The organism is Streptomyces sp. NPDC060049, from assembly GCF_042736715.1.
GTDB lineage: Bacteria > Actinomycetota > Actinomycetes > Streptomycetales > Streptomycetaceae > Streptomyces.
This window is the reverse complement of record NZ_JBHWVV010000029.1, coordinates 1-16,008: the sequence shown is the minus strand read 5'-3', so window position 1 is coordinate 16,008 and position 16,008 is coordinate 1. Positions and strand designations below refer to the sequence as shown.

General features: G+C 72.1%; 14 protein-coding genes and 1 pseudogene. 2 read left to right on the top strand and 13 right to left on the bottom strand.

The genetic code is table 11. From position 1 onward, the window contains the following. Positions 1-47: 47 nt before the first annotated feature. From ACFWBY_RS35015 to ACFWBY_RS34970, 10 genes and pseudogenes are all read right to left on the bottom strand, one after another. Entirely contained in the window at positions 48-1,814 is a 1,767-nt protein-coding gene (locus ACFWBY_RS35015) for a diacylglycerol kinase family protein (RefSeq protein WP_385334980.1), read from the bottom strand. A gap of 92 nt (positions 1,815-1,906) precedes the next feature. Beyond that, positions 1,907-3,631 carry an acyl-CoA dehydrogenase family protein gene (locus ACFWBY_RS35010; RefSeq protein WP_385334982.1) on the bottom strand — a complete coding sequence of 575 codons (1,725 nt, stop codon included), beginning with the start codon at positions 3,629-3,631 and terminating at the stop codon, positions 1,907-1,909. A gap of 174 nt (positions 3,632-3,805) precedes the next feature. After that, the gene (locus tag ACFWBY_RS35005; RefSeq protein ID WP_385334984.1) at positions 3,806-4,360 is read right to left on the bottom strand and encodes a PadR family transcriptional regulator; all 555 of its coding nucleotides are present in this window, start codon (positions 4,358-4,360) and stop codon (positions 3,806-3,808) included. 167 nt (positions 4,361-4,527) lie between these two features. Further along, complete coding sequence (locus tag ACFWBY_RS35000; RefSeq protein ID WP_385334986.1) at positions 4,528-6,078, bottom strand: serine/threonine-protein kinase; 1,551 nt, start codon at positions 6,076-6,078, stop codon at positions 4,528-4,530. A 121-nt stretch (positions 6,079-6,199) separates the two neighbouring features. Continuing rightward, positions 6,200-6,490, bottom strand: a pseudogene (locus ACFWBY_RS34995) (helix-turn-helix transcriptional regulator); the annotation flags it as partial. A gap of 24 nt (positions 6,491-6,514) precedes the next feature. Next, entirely contained in the window at positions 6,515-7,597 is a 1,083-nt protein-coding gene (locus ACFWBY_RS34990) for a S1C family serine protease (RefSeq protein ID WP_385334988.1), read from the bottom strand. A 183-nt stretch (positions 7,598-7,780) separates the two neighbouring features. Next, the gene (locus tag ACFWBY_RS34985) at positions 7,781-8,440 is read right to left on the bottom strand and encodes a DNA alkylation repair protein (RefSeq protein ID WP_385335010.1); all 660 of its coding nucleotides are present in this window, start codon (positions 8,438-8,440) and stop codon (positions 7,781-7,783) included. Positions 8,441-8,703: 263 nt separating this feature from the next. Then, complete coding sequence (locus ACFWBY_RS34980) at positions 8,704-10,068, bottom strand: glycosyl hydrolase family 28-related protein (protein WP_385334990.1); 1,365 nt, start codon at positions 10,066-10,068, stop codon at positions 8,704-8,706. A 166-nt stretch (positions 10,069-10,234) separates the two neighbouring features. Further along, the gene (locus tag ACFWBY_RS34975) at positions 10,235-10,636 is read right to left on the bottom strand and encodes a cofilin family protein (RefSeq protein ID WP_385334992.1); all 402 of its coding nucleotides are present in this window, start codon (positions 10,634-10,636) and stop codon (positions 10,235-10,237) included. 64 nt (positions 10,637-10,700) lie between these two features. Next, the gene (locus tag ACFWBY_RS34970; RefSeq protein WP_385334994.1) at positions 10,701-11,177 is read right to left on the bottom strand and encodes a hemerythrin domain-containing protein; all 477 of its coding nucleotides are present in this window, start codon (positions 11,175-11,177) and stop codon (positions 10,701-10,703) included. Between the two features lie 234 nt (positions 11,178-11,411). Here ACFWBY_RS34970 and ACFWBY_RS34965 point away from each other — a divergent pair, with 234 nt between their 5' ends. Further along, positions 11,412-11,633 carry a hypothetical protein gene (locus ACFWBY_RS34965; protein ID WP_385334996.1) on the top strand — a complete coding sequence of 74 codons (222 nt, stop codon included), beginning with the start codon at positions 11,412-11,414 and terminating at the stop codon, positions 11,631-11,633. 153 nt (positions 11,634-11,786) lie between these two features. On the opposite strand, the gene ACFWBY_RS34960 is transcribed toward ACFWBY_RS34965, so the two are convergent. Genes ACFWBY_RS34960 through ACFWBY_RS34950 form a run of 3 tightly spaced genes read right to left on the bottom strand, consistent with a single transcriptional unit; the run spans position 11,787 to position 14,771 of the window. Continuing rightward, complete coding sequence (locus ACFWBY_RS34960) at positions 11,787-12,626, bottom strand: ABC transporter ATP-binding protein (RefSeq protein WP_385334998.1); 840 nt, start codon at positions 12,624-12,626, stop codon at positions 11,787-11,789. A gap of 1 nt (position 12,627) precedes the next feature. Next, a complete protein-coding gene (locus tag ACFWBY_RS34955) occupies positions 12,628-13,710 on the bottom strand; it encodes a FecCD family ABC transporter permease (protein WP_385335000.1) in 1,083 nt (360 codons plus the stop codon). Continuing rightward, a complete protein-coding gene (locus tag ACFWBY_RS34950) occupies positions 13,707-14,771 on the bottom strand; it encodes a FecCD family ABC transporter permease (RefSeq protein WP_385335002.1) in 1,065 nt (354 codons plus the stop codon). The genes ACFWBY_RS34955 and ACFWBY_RS34950 overlap by 4 nt, the downstream gene beginning before the upstream one ends. Positions 14,772-14,913: 142 nt before the next feature. Between ACFWBY_RS34950 and ACFWBY_RS34945 the strand changes: the two genes are divergently transcribed. Next, the gene (locus tag ACFWBY_RS34945; protein ID WP_385335004.1) at positions 14,914-15,930 is read left to right on the top strand and encodes an ABC transporter substrate-binding protein; all 1,017 of its coding nucleotides are present in this window, start codon (positions 14,914-14,916) and stop codon (positions 15,928-15,930) included. The last annotated feature ends 78 nt before the right edge of the window (positions 15,931-16,008 follow it).

The window sequence follows — 16,008 nt, the reverse complement described above, 5'->3', positions numbered from 1 at the left end:
AGCGTTCGGTGTCGGCCGACGTGCCGAAAGCGGTGCCGGGCCGTGTCTCAGGAAGCCGGGCCGTCAGCCGCCGGGAGGCGCGCGGTGCGCTCTGCGGGTGCACCTGCCGGCCGGGGGGCGTCGGGTGCTCCGGGCGCGCGGGGCAGGCGGACCCGCAGAGCGCCCGGTTCGATCTCCGCGATGAGGCGGACACCGTCGCTCACGGCATCACCGTCGAGCTCGCGCGGCTGCGCGACGGCGCAGCGGATGTCGACGCGCGTGACGCTGAAGTACTCCAGGACGCCACCCGCTTCGCTGCGCGCGGCCGAGGCCCCGGCCCCGGCGGAGGCGGCCGGCTCGGACGCGGTCGGCGTGCGGCGGGACAGCAGGCGTGCGGCAAGGTGCCCGGCCGCGGCGAGCCATCCGGCGGCGCCGCGCGGATCGAACAGCACCACTTCCAGGCGTCCGCTGTCCGGCCGGGCCGCGGGCAGGAGCGGCAGGCCGCCCTGGAGGGCGCCGACGTTCCCGATGACGACCATGCGGGCACGGCGCCGCCGGGGGCGGCCCCCGTCGACGCGGACCGTCAGCCGTACCCCGGGATCGCGCAGGTGTCGCAGGGCGGACAGGACGTAGGCGGCCCACCCCATGCGCGACTTGAGCCGCGGAGAGGTGTCCCGGACCATCGCGGCGTCGAATCCGGCGCCCGCCATGACGGTGAAGCGCGTCGGCGGGAGGCCGTCGCCGCGGATCCGGCCGACGTCGATCCCGAAGCAGTCGCCGGCCAGGGACTCGTCCAGGGCGGCGGCCGGGTCCATGGGAAGACCCAGGTTCCGGGCGAGGAGGTTCCCCGTGCCGCAGGGCACGACGGCCAGGGGGACGCGGGTGCCGGCCAGGACGTCGGCGCAGGCGCGCAGGGTGCCGTCGCCTCCGCACACCACCACGAGGGCGGGGCGGACGGTGGGGAGCTCCTCGGCCAGGGTGCCGCAGGGGCGTTCGGCGGAGGTAAGGATCCACCGGAGGTCCAGGTGGCCGTGGTCGCGGAGCACGGCCCGGAGCCGGTCGGCGAGTTCGTCCGGGCATCCGTGCGGGTGGCGCACCACGATGGCCGGCCCGTGGGTGCGGGAGGCGGGCGCCCGGCCGGGCCGCTCCGTGCGGGCGGGTTCCGGAGCGGATTCCCGGGTGCAGAGCAGCGCGAACCCGGTGATCAGCAGGGTCGCCGCGCCGTTGAGCAGACCGCCTGCCACGTCGCTGGGGTAGTGCATGCCCCGGTACATCCGCGACAGTGCGACGACCGGCGGGATCAGCAGCAGGGATCCGGCGACGGCGTAGCGCCAGGGGCCGCGCATGCGCAGCACGGCGATGACGGCCAGTCCTCCGTAGAGCGCGAGGGACGCCCCGACGTGCCCGGAGGGGAAGCTGGATGTGGGCGGCGCGGCGTCCAGGCGGGGAACACCGGGGCGCGGACGGTCCACGATGGCCGTGACCACCAGGAACACCGCCGACTGCGCGGCGACCGTGGTCGCGAGGAACAGCGCCTCGGTCCGCAGTGGGACGCGGGGAAGCACGAGCAGGGCCGTGACGCAGACCAGGGTCACGCCGACGACCACCTCCGTGCCGGCCAGTACGGAGAGCCACTGTGTGATGTCGGTGGCGGCCGCGCCGCGGCGCTCCACCAGGGCCCGGCCGGCCGCGCCCTCCGCCGACAGCGGCCAGAGCCGGGCGGCCGGCCCCGTGACCAGCCCGCCCAGGCAGACCATGAGGGCCGCCTGGGCGGGAAGGAGCAGGAGCAGGAGCGGCCGGGCTCCGCGCACCGAGGAACCGCAACTTCGTCTCATGAGTGGGCTTCTGGCCCGTCACGGCCGGATGATGCGCGGCCCCACGGCAGTGGGGCGCACGTCACCGCGTCACCGCGTCACCGCTCTGACGCTCAGGGCGCCATCTCGTAGGCTCCGGCCAGGGCCTCCACCCGCGACCAGACGCGGGCCGCGCGCTCGGTGTCGACGACCGGCCGGCGAACGGCGCCGAGCGCCCAGTCCTGCTGGACGGCGGTGGCGGAGTCCTTTCCGTGGAGCTCGACCGCGTGCGCGGAGAAGTCGCGGACGAGGGCACCGAAGAGTTCGTCGAGCACGTCCTCGTCCAGGCCGGACAGGCGGGCCTGCTCCAGGATGAGCTGGCCGTGGACGACGAGCGCGAACAACTGGCCCACGGCCAGCAGGAGGTCGAGGTCGCGGCTCTGTGCCTCGTCCGGGGCAGCCGTGGCGACGAACTCGCACAGGGCGTCGGCCTGTTCGCGGAAGCGTCCCACGTTCGGCACGGCGGCGTAGGCGTCGTAGGCGGTGCGCCAGTCGTGGAACCGTACGGAGCCCAGACCGCGGGCCGGGCCCTGGCGGAAGAGGAAGGCGTCGTCGGCCGCGTCGAGTCGGGTCGGGACGGGTGCGTACTCGACCGGCTCCAGCAGGTGGTTCTGCATGAACTTGAGGATCAGGGCGAGATTGACGTGGACGGTGCCCTCCAGCTTCGGCAGCCCTCGGATCTCGACGGCCGCCTGTGCGAAGTAGGTGTCCTTCTCGAAGCCCTTGGCCGCGATGACGTCCCACATGAGGTCGATGACCTTCTCGCCCTCCGTGGTCACCTTCATCTTGGTCATCGGGTTGAACAGCAGGTAGCGGCGGTCGTCGGGGCCGGCGGAGCGGAAGTAGTCGACGGCGCGGTCGCTGAACAGCTTCATTCCGACCAGGCGTACGTAGGCGTCGGTCAGCTCGCGGCGCACGTGCGGGAAGGCGGTGACGGGACGGCCGTAGAGGATGCGGTTCTGCGCGTGGGTGACGGCCTCGTACATCGCGTGCTCGCAGATGCCGATCGACGCGGTGCAGAGGTTGAACTTGCCGACGTTGACGGTGTTGAGGGCGGCGTCGAAGGCGGCGCGGCCGGTGTGCAGCACGTCGGCGGCGGTCACCGGGTAGTCGGTGAGGCGGAACTCGCTCACGTACTTGGACGAGTCGACGACGTTCTTCACCAGCCCGTACGCGGGGTGGCGGCTGTCGGCCGCGAAGAACACGTATCCGTCGGGGCCCTCGACGTCGGTGCGGCGGCCGAAGACGGAGACGAGTCCGGCGGCGTTGCCGTTTCCGATGTAGTACTTGGAGCCGGTGGCCCGGAAGCCGCCGTCGCCGTCGGGCTCCAGCAGCATGTCGGTCGAGTAGATGTCCGCGCCGTGGGTCTTCTCGGACAGGCCGAACGCGAACACCTCTCCCTCGGCGAGGAGTTCGGCGGCGCGGTCGCGGGCGGCCGCGTTGTCGCTCTGCCAGACGGGACCGAGTCCGAGGACCGTGACCTGCCACGCGTACCAGTAGTCCAGGCCGTAGAACCCGAAGATCTCGTTCAGGGCGGCGATCCGCGCGGTGTCCCAGCGCTTGTCCGGCTCGTCCTGGCCGGCCGCGGAGACCGGGGTCAGGAAGGTGGCGAAGAGCCCCTCCTTCGCGGAGAACGCGAGGAAGTCCGCGAGCCAGGCCCGGGAACGGTAGTCCTCCAGCAGCCTGCGCTTGCCCCGGTCCTCGAACCAGTCGACGGTGGCGCGCAGCAGCCTGCGGGTCTCGGGGTCGAAGTGCGCGGGGTCGTAGGTGCGCGGGTTGAAGAGCAGGGGGTCGGTCATGGGGCTCGCCTTTCGAAGTGCGGTTCGGGTCGGGGAGGAGGTGTGGGGGAAGGAGGAGGCGTGGGGGGGCTGGAGGGTCGAGGCGTGCGTGCGTGCGCCGCCGCGTACGCCGGCGTCGACCCCGGGGCGGTGGCGGGGCGGCCCGGCACCCCGTCCGGCCCGGGATCCGCCGGTTCAGCGCTCGGCGAGCCGGTGGAGCGTGTCGAGCACGTCCTGGAGCCAGGCGAGCGTCATCCGCTCGTAGGCGATGCCGCCGCGGAGCACCACGTGCTGGAGCTCGCGGCCGGCGTCGTCCGCCACGGGAGCGTCCACACCGGTGAAGTCGCGCAGTTCGCCCGCCAGATAGTGCGCGAGCCGGTCCGCGTGCGCCCGGTGGTGCCGCTCCACCTCGAGGATGAGCGCGGCCGCGTCGTCGAAGGCCGCGCCGCGGATCTTCACGGCGAGCTCGTGCCGGACGCTGTCGGGCTGGATCGGCTCGTGGAGCCACGCGGAGAGCGCGGAGCGGCCGGCCGGGGCGACGGAGTACTCCTTCTTGTCCGGCCTCGCCTGCTGCGCCACTTCGAGGACGTCCACCCAGCCGTCGCCCTCCATCCGCTTGAGCACGCGGTAGATCTGCTGGTGGGTCGCGGTCCAGAAGTAGCCGATGGACCGGTCGAACCGCCGGGCCAGCTCATAGCCGGAGCCCGGCTTCTCCAGGAGAGAGACGAGGATCGCGTGCTCTAGTGCCATGCCCCGATCCTTCTATGCAACTCGTTGCATAGACAAGCGCCACCGCCGGGTTGAGACGCGGCTCACGCGGCGCGGTTCCTGCGCGCGAGGTGTTCGGGCTCCACCGCCGCGGGTCGTCCGGCCGGCCGGGCGGCTGGGCCGGGGCTCCCCGGGCGGCCGGCCGGAGCTCAGCGACTGCGGGTCAGGGCCTCGGGGGCGCCCGCCGACTGGGCCCCCTCCGTCTCCAGCGCCAGCCGGTCCGACTGCGCCATGGTCAGCACGTAGAGGTTGCCCTGCGGGCAGTCGAAGGTGGCCTCGCGGTCGGTCGGATGGCTGGTCACCGCCGCGAAGACCGCTCTGCCCCCGCTCATCTGCCGGAGTTCGAGGGCCTCCGTGCACCCCAGGTTCCGCCCGCCGGCGACCTCCTTCACCTCGCTGACCTGCCGGCCGACGAGGTCGCCGACCGATCCTGCCGTCAGCGTGACCGTGACGGAGAACTCGCCCGTCCTGGCCCGCGTCACGCCGTCCGCGCCCGGCGTCCCGGGCCCGACGCCGGTCCACGTACCGACCCACGCCTCCGGCAGCGACGGCGCGGACGGGGCAGCGGTCCGGTCCCCCGCACCGCCCTCGGATCCACCTCCGGGAAGCTTGATCGCGAGCGTGACGGCAGTGGCGAGGACGGCGGCGGCCGCGCCCACCACCAGGGGGGTACGTCGCCGCCCGGCCGGCACGGGGCGGGGCAGCGCCGTCCCCGGAGCCGCCTGAGGAGGCGTCGGCGCCGTGGGAGCCGGCGCGGCGGGCGGCCACGGCGGGGCTACGGGTCGGGCGGGCGGCTGGGACGCGGCACAGGTCCGGCGCAGTTCGGCCTCCCGGCGGCCCACCTCGTCCATCAGGGCCGGCGGCAGCGCCCCGCTCCACTCCCCGCCCTCGGCGCCGACCCGCGCCAGCACCTCCTCGGCGGTCGGGCGGCGGTCCGGTTCCTTGGCGAGGCACTCCCCCACCAGGGAAAGGAGCCCCTCCGGAACCCCGTCGAGGAGGGGCTCGTCGTGAACGATCCGGTACAGGAGGCCCGGAAGCCCCAGTTCCTCGCCGCGGGCCAGGAAGGGACTGCGGCCGGTCGCCGCGTACACGAGTACCGCGGCGAGCGAGAACACGTCCGCCGGCGCCGCGGCCACGGCACCGGTCGCCTGCTCCGGCGCGAGGAAGCCGGGCGTGCCGATGACCGCGCCCGTCCGGGTGTGGCGAGGGTCGCGCACGGCACGGGCGATGCCGAAGTCGATGAGGAAGGGCCGCTCACGGCCGAGCAGGACGTTCGCGGGCTTGATGTCGCGGTGGACCACACCCGCCGCCCGTACCGCCACGAGCGCGGCCGACAGCTCCCGCGCCAGGCACCACAGGGCCGGCGCGGCCAGCGGTCCCTGCCGGTGCACCCAGTCGCCCAGCGACGGCGCGGCGACGTACTCCGTCGCCAGCCACTGCGGGGACGCTCCCGGAGCACTGAAATCCACGACCGAGACCGTCCACGCGGAACGCACACGGTCGTTGGCGCGTATCTCCCGCGCGAAGCGGTCGGCGAACTGCGGATCCCGGCTCAGGTCCCGGTGCACGGTCTTGAGGGCCAGCGGCCGGCCGGATGCCGTCCGGGCCAGGAAGACCTCGCCCATGCCTCCCTCGCCCAGCCGTGCCAGCAGGCGGTACCCGCCGATCTCCGGCGGGTCACCGGGCCGCAACGACTCCACCGATTCCCCCTGCCTCCCTGGCCGTTGTCCGCCCGTTCGGACCTCGCGGATCAGTCGGTGGGCCTACTTTAGAGGACGCCTCGGCGGGGCTGTCATGCCCGGCGGTACGGTCCTTGGCGGCTCAGGGCCGTGTGTCGGCGCGGTCCGTGCGGTGGACCAGCAGGGAGAGCTCCGTTCGGGAGCGGACCCCGAGCAGGGCGAAGACGTTGCGCAGGTGGTGGTCGACGGTGCGGGGGCTGACACAGAGGCGCAGGGCCACCTGGTTGGCGGCGCCCTCGGACACGCACCGTGCGATGCGCAGTTGTTGCGGTGTCAGGCCGGCCAGCGCGGCGGCCGCCGGTTCCGGGGCGGGTGCCTGACCGGTGGCGCGCAGTTCCGCGCGGGTCTGCTCGGCCCAGGCGCGGGCACCGCAGGGCCAGCGCGCGGGCAGCCGCCCTTACCCGCCGGGGGCGCTGGTGGCCTTGTCCAGGAGGAGGTCGGCCGACCAGGCTGCACCGAACTTGGTCTCGGTTCCGTCGGCGTTGAGGGAGTACACGCCCTCCAGCGGGATCTTCTCACCCGCGGAGGAGGACTGGAGGATGTCGCAGACGTCGGCCACCGAGGTCACCGGAGTGTCCTTCATGGCGGTCACCACGTCCCCGGTGCCCAGCTTGGCCTTCGACGCCGGCGAGTTCGTCCGGGACTCGACGACGAACACCCCGGTCACCCCGTCGTCGAGCAGCTTCTTCTGGGCCGTCGCCGCCTCCGCCTGGTCCTTCTCCTTGAGGAAGTAGGAGCTGAGTTCCGGGTCGTCCAGCCCTATGAGGTTCCAGCCGGGGTCGTTCTGCGCCACGCCGTCGTCGAGGGTGTCGAGCAACGGCCGGGCGTGGTCGCTGGTGATGGCGTAGAACTGCCCCTGCGTCTCGCCGACGGAGGCCAGCGCGTTGATCCCGACGACCTTGCCGTCGCTGTTGAGCAGCGGGCCGCCCGAGTTGCCGGGGTTCACGGTCGCGGAATGCTGGATCGTGGCGGGGTAGCGAGGCAGCGATGTCGACGGTTCGGAGTTCACGACGTTCGAGTTCTGCACCGAGCCGGCCGTGTAGACGACCTTGTGACTGGCGTCGCCGAGCGCTGCCGGGTAGCCGAGCGCGATGACGGTGTCGGCCGTCTGGACGTCCTTGCTCTCGGCGAACTCCAGGGCCTTGAGATCGGGCGGCACGGAAGTGAAGGCCAGTACGGCCAGGTCCTCGCAGGGGTCGATCCCGACCAGACGGGCGGGTGCCGGCGGCTGGTCCCCGACCGCCACCTTCAAAGAGGGCTCGCCCTGCACCACGTGGGCCGCGGTGGCGATGAGTCCCTTGTCCGCGTCGTACACGAAGCCGGTTCCCTCCGCGTACTTCCCCGTGACGAGAACGGTCGCCGGCGCCGCCCGTTCGTAGATCTTCCTGGGATCGATGTCGTCCGCGGAGGCCGCCGGGCCGGCCAGTGCCCCGAGCACCGCCGTCGCGGCCACCAGCACACCGCTGCGCCGCATCTTCATGAGCCCCGCCACCTTTCACGAGGAGGGTTCCTCTTTCAGGCTAGTCCCGCGACTCCGAGGTGTCCTGGCAACCCGCGCCGACCCCACCGGGCACGGCGGGCCGGTTACCAGCCGCCTGGGGTGCAGCCCGGTCCGGCGGAGGTAGCGGCACAGGCGCGAGCGCCAGCGCGAGCGCCAACCTTCCTACCGGTCGTGCTGTCGGCGCACCATCTCGGCGATCCAGAGGGGCGCGAACGGAGACGTGCAGCCCGGAGGGGTCGGGTAGTCCTCGAGCACCCGCAGTCGCTCACCGATGTCGACAGCACGGGTACGGTGCTCCGCGTGCTCGATCCCGATCTGGGCCAGGCAGTGGTTCATCGCCCACTGCAGGCGGTCCGGGGCGTCCTTCATCTCCGCCTCGATGACGTCGAGCAGTCCGGGGAGGTCGAGTCCCTCGGGCTTCTTCGCCACGCGCTCGGTGGTGAGCGCCCAGCCGGCGCTCGCGACCACCGGATCCGGATCGGCGGACCAGGCCAGGCGCAGTTCCTCGGAGTGCGGGCTCTTCTTCACCACGTAGTTCACGAGCCAGTCGTGCACCTTCGGGGTGCGCGCATCGCGCAGCATGCCGTCCAACTCGTCACGCGTGAAGGCCTTCGGGCGGCAGATCAGGATCGCCAGGAGCCGCGCCGCGGTGTCTTTCGTCTCCCAGAGCCGGCACGCGAGTTCGTGCTGCGTCTTCAGCCGCTTGGCGAGCGCGCGCAGCTTGGTGAGGTTCACACCGTGATCGTCACCGTGTCTCTCGTTCACCGCGCGTGCCTTCGGGTCCTCGAGCTCGGCCAGCTCGGCCAGCACCTCGGCCACCATCGTCTCGGCCACCTCAGCCTCATCTCCCTCGCGTGCGGATCCAGCCTACGACGGGGAGTCGTCCTGCCGTCGTACTCGCCGGTGCGGCGGCGGCCACCGGCCCGAAATCCCCCCGGAGGCCCCGCGGCTCCGGGCGCACCGACCGGTGATCGGGCCGGTGCGCCCGGCGAGGTGTCGGCCGGTGTGAGCGGCCGGTGTGAGCGGCCCGTGTGAGCGGCCGGTGTGAGCGGCCGGTCCGTCTGCCGGAGCGACCGGCTGGACGATCAGCTGTTGAGGGCCGACCAGAGCCACTGGCCGCCGACCCGGACGTACAGCCGCTTGTTGACCGAGTCCACGGCCGTCGTACCGTCCAGCGGCGGGCGGGTGAAGGAGGCGTCGTTGACGGGGCCCGGGACCAGCCGCAGCGGCGGGTTCGGGGCGTTCTTGACCGGGATCGTGCCCGTCGCCTGGGCGCCGCTGCTGCCGTAGCTGTTCTCCACCCGGAAGTCGCCGGTGGACGACTGCTCGTAGTAGATGTGGGTGCCGGTCGGCGCGGTGCCGTACAGGCCCACGACGTTGCGCAGCACCGCCGTCGAGCCGGGGCCCGAGTAGAGGGAAACGCCCGCGTTGACGGTGGCCTTGCCCGCCTTGTTGGCGATGACCACGTTCTCCAGGGCGCTGGAACTCGCCGCCCAGCTGATGATGTTGCGTGCGGTGGCCGGGGTGCCGGCCGCGAAGTCGCCGGCGAAGCAGTAGATGTTCGTCGCGTAGACGTGCTTGCAGCCGGCGTCGGTCTTCAGGTGCGGGCCTCCTTGCATCCGGGAGGTCTCGAACTTGCAGTCCGTGATGTAGACGCCGTTGGGGTTGTTGGACGTGACGGCGCCCTGCCCGATCCACAGCGCGCCGGTGCCGAAGGCCTCGATGCGGCAGCCGGTGAAGTGGATCTGGTTGATGTTGTCCTGGCTGTAGCCCCAGGCGCCCGCGGTGGCGGAGGAGGCGTTGCGCAGCCAGATGTTGGGCTGGGCGGTGCTGCCCGTGGTGCCCGTGCTGTCCTCGATGACGAGGTTGTAGAAGCGGGAGTCCCAGAATTCGACGGCGTCGATGCACGTGTCGTTGTTGGACGACATGAAGACGTCCCGGAAGTAGGAGTTGTTGTTGTAGTAGAGCTCCAGCAGCAGGCCGGTCTTGCGGTTGCCGTTGAAGCCGAGGTTCTCCACCGCGCAGTATCGGCGGTGGGTGGAGCCCGTAGAACCGGAGGTTCCGGTGCCGGACATCCGCAGCAGGATGCCGTCGCCGCCCTTGATCAGGGTGGATGCCTTGGCGCCGGCGCCGGCGAGGCGGATGCCGTCGGCCTTGACGGCCAGGGCGGGCTGCCCGGCGGCGGGCTTGACCAGGTACTTCCCGACGGGGAAGTAGACGGTGCCGCCACCCGCGGCGGCCGCGGCGTCCAGTGCCCGCTGGATCGCGGGGGCGTCGTCCGCCGCGCCGTCGCCGATCGCCCCGTACGCCTTCACGTCGAACCAGTCGGGTGCGCCCGCGGCCGCCGCGGCGGCGGTCCCCCCGGTGGTCATCACGGCGGCGCCGGCGGCCAGTCCGGCCACGGCCCCGGTGAGCAGGGACCTGCGGGCGGTCTTCGGCTGTTCGGTCATGTTCTCCCCCTCGGCAACGATCATGATCCGACGTGATCATGCCACGCGCAACCGGTCCGGCGGGGCGGGAGGAGGTGCCGGGCGCGGCCGCGGGGCGAGGCACGAGGACGGGGCAGTGACCGGCCGCCGGCTACGGCCGGCGGCCGGTGCGTGTCCTTCCGGGCCCTCACCCGGCGAGGGCGACGAGCCTTTGGTACTCCAGCTGATCCGCCTGTCCGGCCTTGACGTGGACGTGGACGTCCGACAGGTGCTCCTGGAGGGCGCTGTAGCCGGCCGTGTAGGCCTCTTCCTGGCCGCCGGCGCCCGGCGGCGTCCAGAGGATCAGCAGTTGCTGGTGCCTGCGGGCACCTTCCGGGGTGGCGAAGGGGAGCTCGTAGACGACCAGGCGCGCCTCGTCCGCGGGCAGGGCGCGAACGAGCTCGTCATGGGTCAGGTTGCCTTCCACCTCCGGCACCAGGACTCCGGGGGAATCCGCGAAACGGAGGATCACGGTATTGATCTCCCGCGTCTCCCTGAAGTGTTGGAGGGCATCGAGGCAGCCCTCCGCGAGGCTGATCGGGCTGCTCACGCAAGACCTCGGTTCGCTCGTGGACGGAGCCTGCGGAGCCGGATCCGGAACCGGAGGGCGTCTGTCACCGGCCGGCCGCGCTCGGTACGGCAAGAGGATCACGCGGAGCGTTCTCCTTCTCCGCTTCGAGCTGCTCGCCGAGCTCGGTGAGCCGCTTGCGCCCCATGGCTTTGCGGACGTCGGGGAACCACTCCTGCTCCTCCTCCTCGACGTGGTGGCGCACGTTCTCGGTCAAGACGCTCATCTTGGCTTTGAAGCGTTCGTCCGAGGGATCCATGTTCTTGAGTTCGGAGAGCATCCACACGACGGCATGGTGCTCCTCGATGCTTTCGAGGATGTGATCGGTGGTCTCGGGAGCAGCCTCGCGAGCGGCGGGGTAGAAGACCTGCTCCTCGATCCAGGCATGCACGGTCAACTCTTCGATCACCTCGTCGGCGATCGCCCGCCGCTCGGTGAGGTCGTCGTCACCGGTCTTCTCGAACCGTTTGAACAGCTTCTCGACCGTCTTGTGGTCCTCGCGCAGCAGCACGATCGCATCCATGTACGTCTCCTCCACCGTGGCGTACGGGCACCCGGCACCAGCCGGTCACGAAGACCACCATGGAGCCCCCGCCGAGGAAGACCCCGATTCCGGGAACGGACACACAGGAGACCCCCCGCCCGGACCAGCGCCTCCCGCACCGCACCGACGGCGACGTACTGCCGCGCGGCTGCGGATCCACACGGACGGGTGGTGCGAGGTGCGGAAGCGGGGGGACGGCCCGAGGCTGGGCTCATGACCCCCCATCCGAAGCTGGTCGTGTACCCGCCCGATGAGAACGGCTGGCGTCGGATCCGCTACGACGGCGTCGCCATCGGAGTCGCGCACCGGCCCGCGGACATCCGGGTCTTCCTCGCCGCGGCCGGGCTGGACGACGTCGAGGACCTGGATCTGACCGATCCGGACTTCGTGGAGTGGCGGGGTGCGGGGCCCGAGGAGTGGGAACCGTCCCCGTAGAGCTGCGAGCCGTGAGCTGCCCGACCGGAGGGATCCGTCTCCGTGCGGGCAGCCGCTCCGCCCCGGGCGGTCCCGGAGGCGGAGACGGGCCGGGAGGTGCGGGGACCGTGGGGAGCTTCCTCCTGGCCACGGCGCCCCCGGCTTCCCCTGGTGTCAGGCGATCTCGCCGCGGCGGCCGCCCATCGGGATGACCAGGGGGGTGCCGGCCACCGGGCATTCGATGACGGCCGCTCGGAGTCCGAAGACCTCGTGGACGAGGTCCGGGGTGACGATCTCGGACGGCGGGCCGGCGGCGATCACCCGGCCGTCGCGCATGGCGATGAGGTGGCCGGCGTAGCGGCAGGCGAGGTTGAGCTCGTGCAGGACCATCACCACGGTGCGCCCCTCGTTGCGGTTGAGGTCCGCGACGAGTTCGAGGACGTCGACCTGGTGGGCGAGATCGAGGTAGGTCGTCGGCTCGTCCAGCAGCAGGGCAGGCGTGTGCTGGGCCAGGGCCATCGCGATCCACACGCGCTGGCGCTGGCCGCCCGACAGCTCGTCGATGGACCGGGTCGCCAGATCCGCCGATCCCGTGGCCGCGAGGGCGGCGTCCACCGCGGCCTCGTCGGAGGAGGACCACTGGCGCCACCACCGCTGGTGCGGGGTGCGGCCGCGGGCCACGAGGTCGCGTACGGAGATTCCGTCGGGTGCGCTGGGGGTCTGCGGGAGCAGGGCGAGCCGCAGGGCGAACTCCCGTGCGGACAGGCCTGCGATGTCCTCGCCGTCCAGGTGGACGGCGCCGCCGGCGGGCTTGAGCAGCCGGGCCAGGGCCCGCAGGGCGGTGGACTTCCCGCAGGCGTTCGGGCCGACGAGCGCCGTCACCTTTCCGGCCGGAATGGTGAGGTCGAGGTCCTCGGAGACGATCCGGTCGCCGTAGCCGAGCCGCAGGGCGGTCGCGTGGATGGCGGTGGGCGCGAGGCCGGTGGGCTGGGTCTCGGTCAGCGGGGCGGTCATGTCAGCCTCCCTTTCCGGCCCGGTTGGTACGGGCGAGGAGTAGCAGCAGGTACGGAGCGCCGATGGCGCCGGTGAGCACGCCGACGGGCAGTTCGGTCGGGGCGAGGACGAGCCGCGCGCCGAGGTCGGCGAGGATGAGCAGCACGGCGCCCGTCAGGGCGCTGGTGACCAGCGGGATGCCGGCGGTGCCGGTGAGCCGCCGCGCGATCTGCGGGGCCCCGAGGGCGATGAAGGCGATCGGCCCGGCCGCCGACGTCGCCAGTGCGGTGAGGCAGGTGGCGAGGACCAGCAGCGCGATCCGCGCGTGCTTCAGCGGGATGCCGAGGCTGCGCGCCGTGTCGTCGTCGTACTGGAGCAGTTGGTACGGGCGGGCGAGCGCCAGGGTCAGCGGTAGGAGCACGGCCAGCGCGAGTCCGGCCCACTGGACGTGTTCGTAGCCGCGCCCGTTGAGGCTGCCGGTCAGCCAGACCATGGCGCGGGACGCCTGGTCGATGTCGGCGCGGGCCAGCATCCAGCGGGTCAGCGCGATGAGCGCACCGTTCGCCGCGAGGCCGACGAGGACGAAGCGGTAGCCGGTGATGGTGCCGTCCCGGTACGCCAGCAGGTAGATGGCCACCGAGGTCAGCAGGGCCCCGGCGAGGGCCCCGAACGGGACGGCCGCGAAGGTGCCGGCGCCTGCGGCGGTGACTCCGCCGATGAGGATGGCGCTCACGGCGCCGGCCCCGGAGCCGGCCGCGATGCCGATCAGGTCCGGGCTGGCGAGCGGGTTGCGGGTGACGGCCTGGAACACGGCGCCGGCCAGTCCGAACGCGGCTCCCACCAGCAGTGCGGTCAGGGCGCGCGGCAGGCGGAGCTGGTGGACGATCAGGTCTGCGGCGCCGGAGCCGGTGCCCAGCACCGCGCCCAGTACTTCGCCGACCGGGATCGCGTACGTGCCTAGCGAGACGGAGGCGATCAGGCCCGCGAAGCCCGCCAGGACGAGGGCGAGCACCATGAGTGCCACCCGGGGCCGTACGGCCACACCGACGGGTCCGGCCTCGAAGCTCAGTCGGCGTTCGGTCTTGTGAGGGCTCGTCATGGTCATCGGGTGTGCTCCTTGAGCTTGCCGCGCTTGACCAGGAGCGCCAGGAACGGTGCGCCGAGCAGCGCGGTGACCACGCCCGCCTCCAGTTCGCCGGGCCTGGCCACCATGCGGCCCACGACGTCGGCGGCGAGCATCAGCGATGCTCCGCCGAGCGCGGAACACGGCACCAGCCAGCGCGCGTCGGGTCCGGTGAAGGCCCGTACGACGTGGGGGACCACCAGGCCGATGAAGGTCACGGGACCGGCCGCGGCGACGGCCGCGCCGGTGAGGAGGACCACCGCGAGCGCGCCCAGGGCGCGGGTGGACTTGACCGGCGTGCCGAGTGAGCTGGCCACGTCGTCGCCGAGGGCGAGGGCGTTGAGCCGGCCGCTGAGGCCGAGGGCGAGGGCGAGTCCGATGACGACGAACGGAAGCAGTTCCATGCCGAGTTGCGCGTCGCGGCCGGCCAGTGAGCCCACGGCCCAGAAGCGGTACTGGTCGAGGGTGCGCACGTCGAGCAGGACGAGGGTGTTGGTGCCCGCGTCGAGCAGTACGGTCACGGCCGCGCCGGCCAGGGCGAGTTTGGCGGGGGTGGCGCCGCCGTAGCCGGTGCCGCCGACGGCGTAGGCGATGAGTCCGGCCAACGCCCCGCCCAGGAAGGCGAACCAGATGTACTGGTACGAACTGGTCAGCCCCAGGATGCCGATGCTCGCGGCGACCGCGAACGAGCCGCCGGCGCTGATGCCGATCAGACCGGGGTCGCCGAGCGGGTTGCGGGTGATGTCCTGGGCCACTGCTCCCGCGGCGCCGAGCGACAGGCCGACCAGGAGTCCCAGGAAGGTGCGGGGCATGCGCAGTTCGCGGACCACGACGGCGTCGCCCGCGTCGCTGCCCGCTATCGCGGCCAGCACGTCGGAGAGGGGTACGGCCTTGGTGCCGATCGCCAGAGAGGCGCAGACCATGGCGGCCACGGTGGCGAGCAGGGCTGTGAGCACCAGGGTGCGGGAGAGAACTCGACGGGGTGGCGGGACAGTTGGCGCGGGGACCGCGGTGACGCCGGCGGTGACGGGCTTAAGAGACACTTACATAAGGTAAGGGATGCCTAACCGAATCACCCCGCCGCCCCCGTCTGGATTTGGCCACGGAGAGCCGCTACTGTTCACCATGCGCTTACTCAGGCTAGCCTTACCTAAGAACGAATGTTCCCATGGAGAACCGAAACTGATGAACACCTGCACTCAGCGTCGCCGGCCGGGCCGGATCGCCGCTGCCGTTCTCACGGCAGCCCTGGCCCTCTCGCTGGCCGCCTGTGGTGGCGCCGGCGACGACAAGAAGCCGGCTGCCGAGTCGGCGAAGCCCGGCGCCGCCGAGTCGGCGGGCTTCCCGCGCACCATCACCCACGACAAGGGCACCACCGGGATCAAGGCCAAGCCCAAGCGCGTGGTGGCGCTGGACAACAGCTTGGTCGAGGCGGTCGTCGCCCTCGACGCGCCGCTGGTCGGCGGCATCGGGTCGTACCGCGACCAGAAGGGCTTCCCGCCCTACCTCGGTGACGCGGTGAAGGAGACCAAGGACGTCGGCCCGCTCGACAGCCCCAACCTGGAGGCGATCGCGGCCCTCAAGCCCGACCTCATCGTCTCCGCGACGGTCCGTCACGCGGACTTCTACGACCGGCTGAGCCAGATCGCGCCGACCGTGTTCGTCAAGACCACCGGCCCGATCTGGAAGGAGAACATCACCTTCCTCGGCCAGGCGCTGGGCCAGGAGGACAAGGCCTCCGCCAAGCTGACGGCGTACCAGACCCGCGCCAAGAAGGTCGGCGACGCGATCAACGCCAAGGGCGGCGGCGCCAACGGCAAGCCCACCTTCTCGGTCGTCCGCTTCGTCGACGGTCCGACGCGCATCTACCTGCCCAAGACCTTCAGCGGCATCATCCTGAACGACATGGGTCTGACGCGGCCGGAGAACCAGCGCGACGAGGTGAAGTTCAACATCGAGATCAGCGAGGAGCAGATCCAGCAGGCCGATGCGGACCACATCTTCATGACCTCCTTCTCGGGCGGTGAGGAGCGCAAGAAGAAGTTCGTCGCCAACCCGCTGTGGCAGCGCCTGAACGCGGTCCAGAAGAACCAGGTCCACGAGGTCGACGACGCCATCTGGATGACCTCGGTCTCCCTCCAGGGCGCGGACGTGGTCCTCGACGACCTGGCGAAGGCCTTCCAGGTGGACCCCGCCAAGTAGGCGGCGCGCACCACCATCCCGGCGGGCCGGCCCCCGGCCCGCGGGGCGGGGGGGGCGGGGGGGGGGGGCCCGGCGGAG